The sequence below is a fragment of the Lysobacter sp. HA35 genome (assembly GCF_054061195.1).
The window spans coordinates 1,267,596-1,283,975 of record NZ_JBSSDY010000001.1; the positions used below are offsets into that span (position 1 = coordinate 1,267,596).

At 67.9% G+C, this 16,380-nt stretch carries 15 protein-coding genes and 2 pseudogenes; 7 read left to right on the forward strand and 10 right to left on the reverse strand.

The annotated features are described in order from the left end of the window. Positions 1-5 precede the first annotated feature (5 nt). The 3 genes from tilS to ACVWZN_RS06195 all read left to right on the forward strand — a co-directional run bounded on the left by tilS (position 6) and on the right by ACVWZN_RS06195 (position 2,511). Entirely contained in the window at positions 6-1,292 is a 1,287-nt protein-coding gene (gene tilS, locus ACVWZN_RS06185) for a tRNA lysidine(34) synthetase TilS (RefSeq protein WP_456953053.1), read from the forward strand. An 81-nt stretch (positions 1,293-1,373) separates the two neighbouring features. Next, the gene (locus ACVWZN_RS06190) at positions 1,374-1,646 is read left to right on the forward strand and encodes an exodeoxyribonuclease VII small subunit (protein ID WP_456954726.1); all 273 of its coding nucleotides are present in this window, start codon (positions 1,374-1,376) and stop codon (positions 1,644-1,646) included. Then, entirely contained in the window at positions 1,639-2,511 is an 873-nt protein-coding gene (locus ACVWZN_RS06195; RefSeq protein ID WP_456953054.1) for a polyprenyl synthetase family protein, read from the forward strand. The genes ACVWZN_RS06190 and ACVWZN_RS06195 overlap by 8 nt, the downstream gene beginning before the upstream one ends. 61 nt (positions 2,512-2,572) lie before the next feature. Here ACVWZN_RS06195 and ACVWZN_RS06200 read toward each other — a convergent pair whose 3' ends face one another. Both ACVWZN_RS06200 and pmbA read right to left on the reverse strand, forming a co-directional pair. Further along, positions 2,573-3,052: a DUF4870 domain-containing protein gene (locus ACVWZN_RS06200; protein WP_456953055.1), complete on the reverse strand. Its 480-nt coding sequence runs from the start codon at positions 3,050-3,052 to the stop codon at positions 2,573-2,575. A gap of 59 nt (positions 3,053-3,111) precedes the next feature. After that, entirely contained in the window at positions 3,112-4,491 is a 1,380-nt protein-coding gene (gene pmbA, locus ACVWZN_RS06205; RefSeq protein WP_456953056.1) for a metalloprotease PmbA, read from the reverse strand. Between the two features lie 81 nt (positions 4,492-4,572). Here pmbA and yjgA point away from each other — a divergent pair, with 81 nt between their 5' ends. After that, entirely contained in the window at positions 4,573-5,139 is a 567-nt protein-coding gene (gene yjgA / locus ACVWZN_RS06210; RefSeq protein WP_456953057.1) for a ribosome biogenesis factor YjgA, read from the forward strand. A gap of 13 nt (positions 5,140-5,152) precedes the next feature. Here yjgA and tldD read toward each other — a convergent pair whose 3' ends face one another. The 5 genes and pseudogenes from tldD to ACVWZN_RS06235 form a co-directional block, all read right to left on the reverse strand. Then, positions 5,153-6,607, reverse strand: coding sequence for a metalloprotease TldD (gene tldD, locus ACVWZN_RS06215; protein WP_456953058.1), 1,455 nt, complete (start codon positions 6,605-6,607; stop codon positions 5,153-5,155). A gap of 72 nt (positions 6,608-6,679) precedes the next feature. Further along, positions 6,680-8,377 (reverse strand): YhdP family phospholipid transporter, encoded by a 1,698-nt coding sequence (locus ACVWZN_RS06220; protein WP_456953059.1) that lies wholly within the window; start codon positions 8,375-8,377, stop codon positions 6,680-6,682. 76 nt (positions 8,378-8,453) lie between these two features. Then, positions 8,454-10,544 (reverse strand): annotated as a pseudogene (locus tag ACVWZN_RS06225) (YhdP family phospholipid transporter); the annotation flags it as partial. Positions 10,545-10,571: 27 nt separating this feature from the next. Continuing rightward, positions 10,572-12,065 carry a ribonuclease G gene (gene rng, locus ACVWZN_RS06230; protein WP_456953060.1) on the reverse strand — a complete coding sequence of 498 codons (1,494 nt, stop codon included), beginning with the start codon at positions 12,063-12,065 and terminating at the stop codon, positions 10,572-10,574. Beyond that, entirely contained in the window at positions 12,062-12,649 is a 588-nt protein-coding gene (locus ACVWZN_RS06235; RefSeq protein WP_027083519.1) for a Maf family nucleotide pyrophosphatase, read from the reverse strand. The genes rng and ACVWZN_RS06235 overlap by 4 nt, the downstream gene beginning before the upstream one ends. Positions 12,650-12,782: 133 nt before the next feature. Here ACVWZN_RS06235 and ACVWZN_RS06240 point away from each other — a divergent pair, with 133 nt between their 5' ends. From ACVWZN_RS06240 to ACVWZN_RS06250, 3 genes are all read left to right on the forward strand, one after another. Continuing rightward, positions 12,783-13,523 (forward strand): SIMPL domain-containing protein, encoded by a 741-nt coding sequence (locus ACVWZN_RS06240; RefSeq protein ID WP_456954727.1) that lies wholly within the window; start codon positions 12,783-12,785, stop codon positions 13,521-13,523. Between the two features lie 2 nt (positions 13,524-13,525). Next, on the forward strand, positions 13,526-13,726 hold the full coding sequence (locus tag ACVWZN_RS06245; protein ID WP_155914363.1) for a hypothetical protein: 201 nt from the start codon (positions 13,526-13,528) through the stop codon (positions 13,724-13,726). 234 nt (positions 13,727-13,960) lie between these two features. Then, on the forward strand, positions 13,961-14,632 hold the full coding sequence (locus ACVWZN_RS06250; protein ID WP_456953061.1) for an energy transducer TonB: 672 nt from the start codon (positions 13,961-13,963) through the stop codon (positions 14,630-14,632). 48 nt (positions 14,633-14,680) lie between these two features. Here the strand turns inward: ACVWZN_RS06250 and rlmH are convergent, their stop codons facing one another. From rlmH to nadD, 3 genes and pseudogenes are all read right to left on the reverse strand, one after another. Then, a complete protein-coding gene (gene rlmH / locus ACVWZN_RS06255) occupies positions 14,681-15,151 on the reverse strand; it encodes a 23S rRNA (pseudouridine(1915)-N(3))-methyltransferase RlmH (protein WP_456953062.1) in 471 nt (156 codons plus the stop codon). Positions 15,152-15,272: 121 nt separating this feature from the next. Beyond that, positions 15,273-15,671 (reverse strand): annotated as a pseudogene (gene rsfS, locus ACVWZN_RS06260) (ribosome silencing factor); the annotation flags it as partial. 39 nt (positions 15,672-15,710) lie between these two features. Beyond that, on the reverse strand, positions 15,711-16,379 hold the full coding sequence (gene nadD, locus ACVWZN_RS06265) for a nicotinate-nucleotide adenylyltransferase (RefSeq protein WP_456953063.1): 669 nt from the start codon (positions 16,377-16,379) through the stop codon (positions 15,711-15,713). Between the last annotated feature and the right edge of the window lies 1 nt (position 16,380).

Here is a 16,380-nt window from a genome sequence, read left to right on the forward strand (position 1 = left end):
CGCCAATGACCGTCGCGCCGCCCATGTTCGCCCCCGCCGTCGACGCCCCGGTGTGCGTCGGCTTGAGTGGCGGCCTCGACTCGACGGCGCTGCTGCATGCGCTCGCTTCCGATGCACGGCAACGCGAGCGTGGACTGCGTGCGCTGCATGTCCACCACGGCCTGCAGGCCGATGCGGATGCGTGGGCGACGCACTGCATCGCCGAGTGCGCGCGCCTCGACGTGCCGATCGACGTGGTGCATGTCGACGTCACCAGTTCGACGCTCGGCCGCGAAGGCGCCGCCCGCGATGCGCGTTACGCCGCGTTCGCGAATAGCCTGCGCGACGGCGAACACCTTGCTCTCGCCCACCATCGCGACGACCAGGCCGAAACATTCCTGTTGCGTGCGCTGCGCGCATCCAGCATCGACGGCCTCGCCGCGATGGCGCCACTGCGCGCGCTTGCGCGAGGCGTGGTGTGGCGCCCTTGGCTCGGCGTCGCGCGCACGGATTTACGCGCATACGCGATCGCAAATGGCCTTCGGTGGATCGAGGATCCGAGCAATGTCGACCATGGTTTCGATCGCAATTTCCTGCGTCTGCGCGTGATGCCGTTGCTGCGCGAACGTTGGCCGGGGGTCGACGATGCGTTCGCGACCGCCGCGCGGCTTGCGGCGGAAACCTCGAATCTTCTGGACGACGACGACGCTGCCGCGCTGGCGCGCTGCACGATTGAAAACGATGCCGATCTTTCGCGCAGCGCGTTGATCGCGCTCGATCCTGCCCGGCGAGCGCGTGTGCTGCGTCGCTGGATCGTGTCACACGAGCTGCCGCCGCTACCGGCGAATGGCATCGAACGAATTACGGACGAGTTGCTCGAAGCACGTGCGGATGCACAGGCGCGCTTCGACTGGCACGGCGCGACGGTGCGCGTGTGGCGCGACCGTCTGCACGCGTCGCGCGCGATTGCGCCAATCGACGCGACGTTCGACGTGGCGTGGGATGGAATGAAACCGCTGTCGCTTCCCAACGGCGGCGAGCTCGTCCTCGCGCCTGCGTTGCCGCTTCCTACTGGCACGCGCGTACGCGCACGCCACGGCGGCGAACGCATCCGCCTGCCCGGTCGCGACCATCGCCACGAGCTCAAAGATGTCCTGCTCGCGTCCGGAATCCCGCCGTGGATCCGCGAACACCTGCCGCTGCTCGTCGCGGGCGATGAGGTGCTGGCCGCGGGCGACCGAGTCGTCAGCGCGACGCTGGCCGCGCTGCTCGAGACGCACGGCGCCCGAATCGTCTGGACCCTGCCCGCGTGACGCCTCACCCGCACGCCACGCGGCTGCGGCAAGACTTCCGTCGCATTGACCCTGCACCGCGACCGCCGCCACACTTCGACCATGCCGCGCAAAGAAGCCATCGAGCAGCCCCAGCCCTCCCCCGTCGCCGACTTCGAGCGCTCCCTCGATTCGCTGGAGCAACTCGTCGAACGGATGGAGAAAGGCGACCTGTCGCTCGACGAGTCGCTCGCCGCCTACGAGGAGGGCGTCGGCCTGTACCGCCGCTGCCAGACGGCACTGGAAGAGGCCGAGATGCGCGTGCGCCTGCTGACCGATCCGCAGGATCCGTCGACCGCCCAGCCCTATCCGGACGCATCCGCGCCCGATGCCTGACAGCCGCCTGGACGCCTGGCGCGGCCGCATCGACGCCGCGCTGGAACAGGCGCTCGACCTGCCCGACGCACCGCCGCGGCTCGTAGCCGCGATGCGCCATGCCGTGCTGCTCGGCGGCAAGCGCATGCGTCCCCTGCTGGTGCTGGCGACCGGCGCGCTGTTCGAGGCCGATGAATCCGCGGCACTCGCGCCCGCTGTCGCCGTCGAACTCATCCACGCGTACTCGCTGGTGCACGACGACCTGCCATCGATGGACGACGACGCGCTGCGTCGCGGCCAACCGACCGTGCATGTCGCGTTCGACGAAGCGGCCGCTGTGCTCGCAGGCGATGCACTGCAATCGCTCGCGTTCGATGTTCTCACTAACGCACCGTCGGACGTTGCCATCGACCTCGTGCGCGAACTCGCACGCGCCTCGGGTGCCATCGGCATGTGCGGCGGCCAGGCGCTCGACCTCGACGCGACCGGACGCAGCGCGGACGTCGACGTCACCGCACTTGAACGCCTGCATGCGATGAAGACGGGCGCACTCATCCGCGCGGCGGTGCGCACGGGCGCGATCTGCGGTCATGCCGACGCTCAGGCCCGCGCGCGGCTCGACACGTTCGCCGATGCTCTGGGCCTCGCGTTTCAGGTCCGCGACGACATCCTCGACGTCGAAGCCGACACCGCCCAGCTCGGAAAAACCGCCGGCAAGGATCTCGCTCAGGACAAGGCGACGTTTCCCGCGCTGATCGGACTCGATGCATCGAAGGCCAAGCTCGCGCACCTGCAGCAGACGATGACCGACGCGCTGGAACCCTTCGGGGAACGCGCGTCCGCTTTGCACGACCTCGCAGCGTTCGCGATCCAACGCGCACACTGATCGCCAAAGAAGAAGCCCGACGTCGCCGCCGGGCTTCCTTGCATCACGTGATACGCGCGGATTACTTCACGAGGCGCAACGCGAACGGATAACGGTAGGCGACGCCTTCGTTTGCCTTGATCGCCGCCATGATCGTGACGACGAGCCACGCGAGGCCGACGATCAGCATCAGCGGGCCGGTCAGCAGGATGCCGATGCCCAGCGTCATGAACGTCAGGATCCACAGCGCCAGGAACATGATGCCGACGGTGATGTTGAAGTTGAGCGCTTCCTTGCCCTGGTCGTCGACGAAGGGCATCGCTTCCTTCTTCATCATCCAGATGACGAGCGGGCCGAGCACGCAGCCCAGGCTCGCGGCCCAGCCTGCAGTCACGATGCCGCCAGCGAGCGCAGCGAGGTGCGCAAACATCGCCCACTGGCGTTCTTCAGCGCTGATGCCGCTGGTGTTCACGGTGCTTGCCACATGAGGCGGGGGCGAAGGCTGCGAATACGGCGGCGGCGTTTCGCCGGTGCCTTCGGGAATATCGTTGACGTCGCTCATTGCGTGCTCCTGCGGAAAACGGTCGACAGCCGCCACTCTCGCCCCGCGTGAAAGCCGCGTCAACCGCCGTCGATCGACTCGCCCGCAACGGTCATGCGCGACACCATCACCGAGCCCATGCGGATGTGCGAGCGCGGGTCGATGTCGGTGCCGACCGCTTCGATTCGCTGGAACATCTCGCGCAGGTTGCCGGCGACGGTGATGCCGTCGACCGGATAGTCGATGCGGCCGTCCTGCACCCAGAAGCCTGCCGCACCGCGCGAGTAATCGCCGGTCGTGGTGTTCGCGCCCTGCCCCATCAGCTCAGTGACCAACAGGCCGTTGCCCATGCCCGCGAGCACGGATTGGAGATCACCGGCATTCGCCTTGACGTCGAGGTTGTGTACGCCGCCCGCGTTCGCCGTCGTCTGCAGCCCGAGCTTGCGCGCCGAATAGCTGCCGAGCACGTAACGCTGGAGCACACCGTTTTCGACGAGCGCCGATTCGCGCGTAGCAACGCCCTCCGCATCGAACGCCGACGAGCGCAGACCGCGCTGCAGGAACGGACGCTCGACGATCGAGAACCACTCCGGAAACAGCTGCGTGCCCTGGCTGTCGATGAGGAAGCTCGCGCCGCGATACAGCGCGCCGCCTGAGACCGCGCCGAGGAGATGGCCGACAAGGGATCGCGCCATTTCCGCAGCGAATACAACTGGATATTCGCCTGTGCGCAACTGGCGCGGCGACAGTCGACCCACCGCGCGTTCCGCGGCACGTCGCCCCACGGAAGTCGGTGACTCGAGATCTTCCGACGCAAGCCCGAACGTGTACCAACCGTCGCGCTGCATCGCATCACCGCGCCCGGCGATCAGCGCGCACCCCAGCGAATGCTGCGTGCCGCGCTCGCGTCCGATGAAGCCGTGGCTGTTCGCGTACACCGACAGGCTGCGTCCACTGCTGAGCGACGCACCGTCGGAATTCTCCACGCGCATGTCCGACTCGCGGCCCGCCTGTTCGCAGGCGAGCGCGAGGTCGATCGCGCGATCCGCATCGATCGCCCACGGATGCCAGGAATCGAACTCCGGCGTGTCACGCGCCATCAGATCCGCATCGGCCAACCCGGCGGCCACGTCGTCCTCCGTGTATTTCGCGATCGCGCAGGCCTGCTCGACCGTCGCGATCAGGCTTTCTTCGCGCAGGTCAGCGGTACTCGCGCTGCCCTTGCGCTGGCCGAAGTACACGGTGACCGCGATGCCGCGATCGCGCGTGGATTCGACCGTCTCGACCTCGCCCATGCGCACGTTGACGCTCAGGCCCGCCTCTTCCGAGCAGCTGACCTCGGCCTGCGTCACGCCGCGGCTGCGGGCCAGGTCGAGCAGTCGCTGCGAGAGGCCCGACAGCGCGTCGAGGCGCTCGATGCTGTCGTCCTGGAGGGCCGGCGAAGTGGTCGTCGCGTTCAATGTCTTATCCTTCCGTTCTCATGTCCGCGCCTCGGCGGACGGCTCAACGCGTGGCGGCAGTCGTCGCGCAGGATTATGACGATGCGCGGTCGCGACGAAGAAACCGGTGAATTCCGCAGCCCCTCCCGCAGCGAGCAGCGCCGCGAAGCATTGGGCGTGCTCGAACTGGCGGAGACGCTGGCCGACCTGACCGACGCGCAGCTCGCGCGCGTGCCGGTGCCGGAATCGATCATTCCGCACATCATGGATACGCGTCGCATCACCGCGAACATCGCGCGCAAGCGGCAGCTCGCCTTCCTCGCCAAGCAGATGCGCAAGCTCGACGACGACGAGATGCAAGCCATGCGCGATGCGCTGGACGAGAAGAGCGACACCGCGCGTGCGGAAGCCGCGGCGATGCATCGCGTGGAAGCATGGCGCGCGAAACTGCTGGAAGGCGGTGACGCCGCACTCGCCGAACTGCTCGACCTGCATCCGGACGCCGACCGCCAGCGCCTGCGCCAGCTGGTGCGCAATGCGCTCGACGAACGCAACCGCAACAAGCCGCCGCGCGCATTCCGCGAGCTCTTCCGCGAGCTGCGCAGCGTGCTGCTGGGCACGACGGACGACACGGGCGACGAAGCGGACGCCGACGACACCGACGAATAACGCGAACGAAGGCTCAGGCCTTCGTCCCGCCGACCGTCAGCCCGTCGATCAACAGCGACGGCTGGCCGACGCCGACCGGCACGCTCTGCCCGTCCTTGCCGCACACGCCGACGCCTTCGTCCAGCGCGAGATCGTTGCCGATCATGCGCACCTTCTGCATCGTCTCCGGGCCGTTGCCGATCAACATCGCGCCCTTCACCGGCGCGGTGACCTTGCCGTCCTCGATCATGTACGCCTCGGTCGCCGAGAACACGTACTTGCCCGACGTGATATCGACCTGGCCGCCGCCGAAATTCACCGCGTACAGGCCGCGCTTGACCGAGCGGATCATCTCCTGCGGATCATGCGGGCCGGCGAGCATGTAGGTATTCGTCATGCGCGGCATGACCAAGTGCGCGAACGATTCGCGACGGCCGTTGCCGGTCGGCGCCATTCCCATCAGGCGCGCGTTGAGCGTGTCCTGCATGTAGCCGACGAGCACGCCGTCTTCGATCAGCGTGGTGCAATTGGTCGGCGTGCCTTCGTCGTCGATGTTGAGCGAACCGCGACGACCCGGCAGCGTGCCGTCGTCGACGATGGTGACGCCCGGCGACGCGACGCGCTGTCCGATTCGGCCCGCATACGTCGACGTGCCCTTGCGGTTGAAGTCGCCTTCCAGGCCGTGACCGACGGCTTCGTGCAGCAGCACGCCCGGCCAGCCGCTCCCGAGCACCACCGGCATTACGCCTGCCGGTGCGTCGACCGCATCGAGATTCACCAGCGCCTGTCGCAGCGCCTCGCGCGCGAGGTGCTCCGGGCGATCGCCACCCAGCAATTCGGCATAGCCAAAACGACCGCCGCCGCCGGCATAGCCCTGCTCGCGACGACCGTTGTGTTCGACGATGACCTGCACGTTGAGTCGCACCAGCGGACGCACATCCGCTGCGAGCACACCGTCGCTGCGTGCGACGAGCACTGTGTCGACGCCTCCCGAAAGGCTCACCGTCACCTGCTTCACCCGCGGGTCCGCGGCGCGCAGCAGGCGGTCGAGGCGACGCAGCGATTCGACTTTTTCCTCGTTCCCCAGGGCATCGATCGGATCGAACGCCGCGTACAGCTCGCGACCGCTGCCGCGCACGAGCGGGCGATCCTTCGATTTCATCTCGCCGGCGACCGTGCCCTTCGCGATCGCACGTGCCGACGTCGATGCTTCGAGCAACGCCTTCGCATCGATCTCGTCCGAATACGCAAAGCCGGTCTTCTCGCCGCTGATCGCGCGCACGCCAACGCCCTGCTCGATCGAATGCGCGCCGTCCTTGACGATGCCGTCCTCCACCGTCCAGCTCTCGCGACGCGCGTGCTGGAAATACAGGTCGCCGAAATCGATGCCGGGCCCGATCAACGCACCGAGCGCGCGATCCAGCGACGCGACGTCGAGGCCTGCGGGCACGAGAAGGCGGGATTCGGCGGTCGAAAGCGAAGTCGTCATCGGAGTTCCATTGAAGAAGGACGCAGCCGCGCGCGGCACGTCCGGACTATATGCGGGCCGATGTGATCGGCCTCAACCGGCTGGTGGCACGAGTGCCATCGCGCGCGTCTGGTCGCGCGTCATCACTTCGACCTTCGGGTCGGCCCACGGACCAGTGACGCGATACGTCTTCGCGCCGAGCTGGCCGAGAGGCTTCTGCATCACCGCACCCGCGGCAGCGCCGATCGCTGCGCCGACCGGGCCGCCGGCGAGTGCACCGACCGCCGTGAGCAGGTTCGCGGATTTCGGATGCACTTCGATGGTCTGGTCGAACGTCTGCGCGCGCATGTTCGCGGCGCCGCGGATGCGGATGTCGGCGGCCGGCCCCTTGATGCCGAAGTCGTCGCTGCGCGCGAGGCCGTCGCCGAAGCGTACGTTGCCGCCGATCTGGTTGAAGCTGAAACCCTTGTTGAAGAAGTCGCGGAAGTCGAGCGTGAGTCGACGCGGCAGTTCCGCGAGGCTCAACAGCCCGAGCACGCGACCCGCACCGGGCTCGACCTCGAGCAGCCGGCCGTTGCGCACGTTGACCGCGAGCGTGCCTTGCAGGTTGCCGAGCGTGAAGTCGGATGGTGCGCCGCTCCAACCCGCGTCGAAATGCGCATCGCCCTTGCCGCCGCCGACGCGACCGCCGAGGCCGAAGCCATCCAGCAGCGCGCCGAAATCGTCGCTGGATACGACAGCGGCGATATGCGTGCGCGTCGCGTTGCCACGGCCGAGCCAGTCGCCACTCGCATCGATGCGCTGGCTGCGGCTGCGCGCGGTGAATTGATCCAGTTGCATGCCGGCCGCGGTGGCGTGCGAGCGCAGTCGCGCGGTGCCGAGCGCGACGCTGCCGATGCGCAGGTCGTCGACATCGATCGACAACGGAGGAACCTTGGTTGGATCGATGCTGTTCGTCGACGCGACTGGTGCGCGGACAGGCGCGGCGCGGCGTGCGGTAGGCGTCATCGGTGCGACGCGCGCGGCGGCCGAGGTCGCCGCGACCGCATTGGCCGACGCCGGAATCGGGCGCCAGTACACACGGCCGAAGCGACCGGTAATCGCGCCGGGGCCGTCGGGAACGGTCACTCCGCCCGCGAGCGTCGCGCCGTCCGCACGCACCGACAGTGCACCGCCCGCGATCGGCTGCACCTGCAGATGCGTTTCGCCGAACACGCCGCCGAGCATGGCGAGCCGCGGCGTCGTGACGTCGATGCGCTGCAGCGACAGGCCGCCGCCCGAACCGCTTCCGCCGCCGCGCGCGAACGCGATCCAGTCGAGCGCATCGAGCTGTGCGGCGCGACCGGTCGCGACAATGCCGGACGCAGGCGCTGCATCGTCGACCGTGCCGCTGCCGAGTACCACGCGCACGCCAGTACGACCACCAACGGTGCGTGCGCGCACGCCGGCCAGCGAGCCGAGGCTTACTTTCACTTCGCCACTGCCCAATGGCAGCGGCGTGTCGACGAACGTCGCGAGCGATTGCAACGCCGGCTTGTGCAGCGGCGCGGGCAGATCGAGTGACGTGCCGGCCAGGTTGCTGCGCAGTTGCAGGCGCGCGCTGCCGCCGGGCTTGGCGATGTCCTTCGGCACGACGACGCCGACGGTCCAGGCGGAACGCCCCGCAACGTACGGCGCCAGCCATTCCATGTCGGAGGCGCGCTTGAGCAGCTCGTCGATATCGAAGTTCGCGGCGACGTCGCCTTCGAATGCATTCGCCGGTGCACGTACGTGGCCATCGCCCGCGCGCAATGACAGCGCGCCGGGTTTGCCCGTCGTGGCGCACGACCAGGTCGGTCGCGGTGAAGCCGCGCAGGTCGTAGTTTGCGCGGCCGTGCACGTCGTCGAAGCGCAGGTCCCAGCGGCGATCGGCGAGTGTCGCGCCGTCGAGATCGACGGTGCCCTTGATCGACATCGGCTCGGGGCGACCGAGCGGCATCGTCAAGCCGAAGTCGACGACTGCGGCGCCGCTCGCCGACAATGCGTCGATCGTCTCCGGTTGCAACTTGCGTAGCCCGCTCGCGCGCACCACGTCGAGCAGCTGCGATGTTTCCGTTGCGCCGCGCGCTTCGACGGTGAGCGCGCCGTGCGAGTAATCGTCGATGGACGCATTGAGTGTTGGCAACGCGACGCGACCGATGCGCCCACTGCCTGCGATGTCGAAACCGGTGCCGTCGAACATCACGTCGGCATTGACGTCTTCGGCGGCGGGCCAGTCCGGCTGGAACTTCACCGTCGCGGCGACTACGCGGCCGCGCGCTTCGAAGCTGCCTTCGTGATGACGGAACGGCCAGTCGTCGAGATCGCCGACCACCACCGCGCGACCCTGTTCGACGCGACCGCCAACCAGCGCGGCATCGAGCCACTGCACGACCTTCGGCGCCATCATGTTGCGCACCCAGAAGCGCTTGGCGACGGGCACCTGCGTGGTGCCGATGTCGGCCGCGATGTCGATGAAGGGACGCGTGCCGTCGCCCTGCCACAGCAGGCCGCCGCGCACGTCGGCCGAGTAGCCCTGACCGGCGATGTGCAGCGCACGCGTGCCGACGCGCCAGCCGGGGCCGTCGCGCCAGACTGCGGCGCGGCCGACGAGATGCACCACGTGATCCGGCCCGAACGCCTGCGGCCACATGAAGCGGATCGCGCTGGCCGGATCGAAGTCGAGTTGCACGCCGTCGATGTCGCCGCTGAGGTGACCGCCGATGCCCTGCAGCCCGGGCGCGGTGCCGGCGCGTTGGAAACCGACGGATGCGAGCGTCGCATCGACGTCGGTGCGGCCGCTCGCGCTGTGCACGTGCACGTCATCGACAAGCCCGGCCGGCGTCGCCGCACGGATCCAACGACGCGTCGCTTCCGGGAGACGATCGGTCAAGGCCGCGGCCTGAAGCAGCGGCGCGACGTCGACGCGGCGTGCAGCGAGCTCGAAGCGACCACCACCCGCAAGCGCGAGTCCATCAAGCACCTGGCCCGAAGGCCCCTGCTGCACGCGCAGGGTCGGCAGCGTCACGTTCCACTTGCCTGACTTGATGCGCCAGACGCCGAGCGCATCGACATGATCGAAGACCACGCGCGGCACGGTGCCGTCGAGTTGCGCGCCTTCGAGCGCGACGCCCGACAACTTGCCCTCACCCGTGACCTGCACCACACGTTCGTCGCGCAGTTCAGCCCATGCACGCGCGCTGCCAGCGCCGCCGGCGACATGCACCCCACCCGCATGCAGCACCGGCGCCCAGTCGCGCAGGTCGACATGATCGGCGCCGACATAGGCGCGGCCATCGCCCGACTGACGATCGAAATCGAGCACGCCGTCGATGGGTGCACCGCCGGCATGCATCCACGCGCGCACGCCAGCACGCACGCGCGAACCGTCGACACGAAGTCTCAGGTCGGCGCGCGGAATCGCGGTATCGATGCCGTATGCCGGCGCCACGATCGCGAGGCGTCCGTCGACGACATGCAGTTCGCCGAGTCGATCCAGCGCGCCGAAGGGATCGGCATTGCGCTTGTCCTTCTGGCCCGGCAGGCCGCGCACGTCCCACGTTCCGTCCGCTGCGCGCTCGAGCGTGAGGTCGAGTCCGCGCAGGCGAAGTTCGGTGAACGCATGGCCGGGTAGAAGACCGAGATAGACCGACGCGAGAAGCTCCGCGTCACCGACCGCGACCGCCCCATCGCCTTCGCCGATGCGCAGGCCCTGCAGTTCGATCAGCGGGCCGACGCGCGTCCAGTGCGTCTGCAGGCCCGTGAACGACACCGGCCGCTTGGTGCGATGTTCCAGCCACGCCTTGACCTGCGCGGGGTGCCCGGCGAGCACCGGCAGCGCGAGGCTGACGACACCGAGCAGCAGCGCGAAGCCGAGCACCGCGATCGCCGCCACGTAGCCGAGGCCGACGTGCGCCCGCTTGGCGTGGCGAAGGATCACGCCGCTCGCGACGCGATGACGCCGGCGTCAGAGCAGAACGACATCGAACTGCTCCTGCGAGTACTGCTCATCGGACTGGAAGCGGATCGACTTGCCGAGGAATTCCTCCAGCTCCGCGACGGCCGCCGACTCTTCGTCGGTAATGCGCGCGACGACTTTCGGCGACGCGATCACCAGCAGCCGCTGCGCATCGAACTGACGCACCTGGCGCACCACGTCGCGAAAGATTTCGTAGGTCACGGTTTCCGGTGTCTTGAGCGAACCCCGCCCGCTGCATTCATGGCACGGCTCCGACAGCTGCCGCTGCAGGCTCTCGGTCGTGCGCTTGCGGGTCATCTCGACGAGACCCAGCGGGGAGAAGTCGTACACGGTCGTCTTGGCGTGGTCGCGGGCGAGCGCCTTCTCGAGCTGACGGAGCACCTGCCGCTTGTGCTCGGCATCCGTCATGTCGATGAAGTCGATGATGATGATGCCGCCTAGATTGCGCAGGCGAAGCTGACGGGCGACCGACTGGGCGGCCTCGAGATTGGTGCGGTACACCGTTTCCTCGAGATTGCGCTGACCGAGGAATGAACCCGTGTTCACGTCCACCGTCGTCATCGCTTCGGTCTGGTCGATGACGAGGTAACCGCCCGATTTCAGCGGCACCTGCTTTTCCAGCGCGCGCTGGATCTCGTCCTCGACGCCGTACATGTCGAAGATCGGCCGGGCACCCGCGTAATGCTCGATCTTCTCATTGAGACCCGGCATGTATTGCGCGGCGAAGGCTTTCAGCCGGTCGCAGGTTTCGCGCGAGTCGACCTTTACTTTCTCGACGTCGCGACGCAGCAGATCGCGCACCGCACGCATCGGCAGCGACAGGTCTTCGTACACGCGCTCGCCCACCTTCGACGACGCCGAGCTCTCCTCGATCAGCGCCCACACGCGGCCGAGGTACGCGATGTCCTCAGCGATCGCTTCGTCCGGCTGGCCTTCCGCATTCGTACGCACGATGTAACCGTGCTGTGCACCGGCGGGCGACTGCGACGACACGATGTGCTTGAGCCGCGCGCGTTCGACTTCGTCCTCGATGCGCGCCGACACGCCCACCACGCGCGTGCGCGGCAGCAGCACGAGATAGCGCGACGGAATGCTGAGCTGCGTCGTCAGGCGCGCGCCCTTGCTGCCGATCGGGTCCTTCACCACCTGCACGATGATGTCCTGACCGTCGCGCAGGAGTTCGGTGATCGGCCGCGTAGGTTGCGGCGGAGGTGGCAGCGGCGTGTCGTCGCCGTTGGCCTCGGTCATCGGTGCCGGCTTGATGATGTCGCCTGCGTGCAGGAATGCGGCACGTTCGAGGCCGATGTCGATGAAGGCGGCCTGCATGCCCGGCATGATCCGCTGCACGCGTCCCTTGTAGACATTGCCGACGACGCCGCGTCGCCAACCGCGCTCGATGTGCAACTCCTGCAGCATGCCGTTCTCGACGACGGCCACGCGCGTTTCGCGCGGCGTGACGTTGACCAGGATCTCCTCGGTCATGCCGCCGCACCTGCGAATGCGTCGATGCCGAACTCGGCGAGCAGTTTCGATGTTTCGTGCACCGGCAACCCCATTACGCCCGAATAGCTGCCGTCGAGACGGGTGACGAACGCTTCCGCGCGACCCTGGATTGCGTACGCGCCGGCCTTGCCCGCCCATTCGCCGCAGGCGATGTAACCGTCGAGCTGTGCGGGCGTGAGCGCTGCGAACGTGACGTCGGACACACTGATCGCCTGCGCTTCGCGGTCTGCGGAGATGATCCATACCACGCTGATGACCTGATGCGTGCGTCCAGACAGTCGCGTCAGCATGTGCACCGCATCATCGGCATCGACGGGCTTGCCGAAGACGTCGTCGTCGAGCACGACTTCGGTGTCGGCCGCGAGCACCAGTGCACCGGGCACGCTGGCGACGGTCAGCAGGCCCGCGCCGGCCTTTTCGCGCGATACGCGTCGCACATAATCGAACGCACCCTCTCCCGGCTGGCGGACTTCCGGGATGTCGATGTCGAGTACACGTGGATCGATGCCGAGGCGGCCGAGAAGCTCGCGACGGCGCGGGGATTTGGAGGCGAGATAGAGCATCGCTCGAAGAATAACCCGCCGCCTGTAACGGCGATCCTGAACCTTCGGCATCGTGTCGCGACCCCGCGACGGCTCACCGGCCGTTCACTCCAACGTACCGACCCTGCCCCCAACCGGAGTTCCCATGTCCTCGATTCGTCCGCTCGTCCGTCCCCTCGCCCTCGCCGCCGCGCTTGCCTTCGGGAGCCTAGCCATGACTGTCGATGCGCAGACCGCGCCCGTCTCCGTGCCGATGGTGGCGTCCGACAGCACGCTGCTCTCCGTCGCCGCGCAGGCCGAAGCGCGACGCGCGCCCGACATCGCGACCGTTTCCGCTGGCGTCGTCACGCAAGCGGCGGACGCGAACAGCGCACTGCGCGAAAACGCCGATCGCATGGCGAAGGTCGTCGCAGCAATTCGCGCCGCGGGCGTTGCCGATCGCGACGTGCAGACCGCCGGCGTCAACCTCAATCCGCAATACCGCTACGCCGAGAACCAGCCGCCCGCGATCACCGGCTACCAGGCGACGAACAACGTCAACGTCGTGGTTCGTGACATCGCCAAGCTCGGCAAGATCCTCGACGCGCTGGTCGCGACAGGTGCGAACCAGATCAACGGCCCGACCTTCGACATCGACCAGAAGGATCCGGTGTACGACGAAGCGCGCCGCGACGCGCTCGGCAAGGCGCAGCAGCGCGCCGAGATGTACGCGAAGACGCTGGGCATGCGCGTGCGCCGCATCGTGAGCATCGACGAGAGCGGCGGCGCGAGCATTCCGCGCCCGATGCCGATGATGGCCATGGCCAAGATGGCGCGCGACGAATCCACGCCGATTTCGCCTGGCGAGAACGTGCTTTCGGTCAACCTCAACGTCGTGTTCGAACTCGGAAAATGACCATGACGACGCCCGACATCCCGCGCGGCCGCGATACCGCCGCCGTCTCCGACCCGCGTCCGGGTGCGAACCCGGGCTATGCGGAGAACCAGCCGCGCGACAAGGCCGACGCGCGCGACCCGCGCACCGGCAAGGTGCCCAACCCCGAAGCCGGCGGCTTGAACCGTCCGCAGGGCGACGACCCGAAGCCGGCGTCGGAATAACGCGACTGTTTTGCGACGAAGAAGCCCGCCTTGTGCGGGCTTTTTCTTTGTCCGCGGTGGAGACGCGGGATGGGATCGCGGGTCGCGACACGTCCCAGTCCGTGCGCGCTTTCCGCGTGCAGAAGACGCCGCTGCTGGCCCGCCCGACAGGCGCGAGAAAATTTTTCTATCGGACTCAACCCCACTGCATCCGCAGGCTCGTTTGTATCGGCACCGACCACCGAGGAGCCGGCCATGCAGACGATCCAAGCACCCCGCGTCCAGCTCGATCCCACCCGCATCGCATCGATCAGCGGTGCGATCGCCGTCAATGGACTGGTTCTGTTGTTGTTGCTGGCGCCGATGTCGCCGGTCGTTCGCGACATCGCGCCTGACAACATCATCGTCGACTACATCACGAAGAAGCAGACGCCGCCCCCGCCTCCGCCTCCGATCGAGCACCCGCCAATCCGCGTCGCGGTAAGTACGCCGGCACCGACAATCCGTCAGCCCACGCATGTCGTCGACCCGCCGCCGCTAGCGCTCGACGACCCGCAACCCGGCGATACCGTCGTTCCGCCGGTTACGTCCGACCAGCACACGTTTGCCGACAGCGGCATCGCTACACCCGCGGACGACGGCAAACCTCTCGCCGGTGCGCATCTGGAATACGCGACCAACCCGGCACCCGCGTATCCATCATCTTCGCTACGTGCGCAGGAACAGGGCACGGTGATGCTGGAGGTGCTGGTCGACGTCGACGGCAAGCCGATCGAGGTCAAGATCGCGCGCAGCAGCGGTTCGCGTGCGCTGGATCTCGCGGCACGGCGCGCAGTGCTGTCGAGCTGGACGTTCCGCCCGGCGATGCGCGACGGGCACGCGGTGCAGGCGATCGGCATGGTGCCGGTCGAATTCCACCTCGACTGACGCGATCGACGAACCCGCATCCCGTTCGCGGGGTGCGGGTTTCGCGCGTCACGCGCGGTGGTATGGATGGTTCGCGAGCAGCGCGGCGGCGCGATAGAGCTGCTCGGCCACCACCAGTCGCACGATCATGTGCGGCAGCGTCAGCGGCCCCAGCGACCACGACTCGTCCGCGCGCTGCAGCACCTCCGGCGGATGACCTTCCGGCCCGCCGATCAGGAATGCGAGATCACGCCCCTGCCCGCGCCAACGCTCGAGTCGCTGCGCGAGTTGCTCGGAGCTGTAGCCGCGACCGCCGCCGTCAAGCGTCACCACCCACGCATTGCGCGGGATCGCGGCCATCACGCGCGCACCCTCGTCGGACTGCGCACGTGCGGCGTCGCGGCCCTTGCCCCGCATGCCGGGCTCGACCTCGACGAGATCGAACGGCAGCGAATGCGAAAGGCGCTTGCGGTATTCGGCGAAACCTTCGGCGACCCAGCCGGGCGCGCGCTCGCCGACGGCGATCAGGCGCGCCTTCATCGGTATTTCGTCAGAGCGACGGGTTAGGTCGACGCTCGACGTCGAACTCGTCCGCGTCGTCTTCGAAGCTCAGCGGTTCTTCGTCCGGAATCGACTTGCCGCCGAGATGGCCGTGCGCGAGATCGTCCATGCGATCCGGCGGCTCGTCGCCGACCGTCCACAGGCGTTCGAGCGCGTAGAACTCGCGAACGCGCGGCAGCATGACGTGCACGATGACGTCGCCGAGATCGACCAGCACCCACTCGGCCTCGCGCTCGCCTTCCACGCCCAGCGGCATGACGTCGAGTCGCTGCTTGGAGAACTTCACCACTTCGTCGGCGATCGACTTGACGTGGCGCGTCGACGTGCCGGACGCGACCACCATGTAGTCAGTGACCGAGCTCTTGCCGCGGACGTCGATCTCGACCACGTCGCGTGCCTTCAACTCTTCGACCGCATCGCGCACGGTGCGGAGCAGGTCATCCACCGACGGTGGCGGGTTCGGCAGGCGGGTCTTGATGACGTGGGCTTCGGTACTCAAGTGGCGCGGCTCCGGGTCGGTGTGGAACAAGTATAGGGACTAGGCTGGAAGTGCCGGTGCATACAGCCGGTGACGGTCGATGTACGCGGCGACGGGCGGCGGAACCTGCGTGCGCCATGTCGCGTCGCCGCTGGCAACTCGTGCGCGGATATCGGTCGACGATTCGGTGCGCGGCGGATCCATCGGCAGCAGCGCCAGGGCGCCGCTTGGCGCGTCGAGCAATGCTGGAAGCGGCCGCAGGCGCGCTTCGATCATCTGCGCGAGTGCCGCGTCGATACCCGCGAAACCCGTGGGATCCAGCGAAAAACCGGGCCGCCCCGCCGCGAGGATGTGCGCCACGTCGAACAGCTCGCGCCATCGATGCCAGCCATGCAGTTGGGCAAGCGAATCGGCGCCGATGACCCAGACGATGGGCGTCGCGTCGCCCGTTTCCGCGCGCACTTCCTGCAGCGTGTCGATGCTGTAGGACGGCGTGTCGCGCGAGAGCTCGCGCCGGTCGATACGCAAGCCGAGTTCGCCCGCCGCGGCGAGCTCGACCATGCGCGAACGATGCGCGGCGTCCGCGTGCGTCGCGTTTTTGTGCGGTGGATCAGCAGCGGGAACCAGCTGTACCTCGACGCCCAGTGCATCGCGAACCGCGCATGCGACGGCGACGTGGCCACGGTGGATCGGGTCGAAGGTGCCGCCGTAGCCGACCCAGGCGCGCATC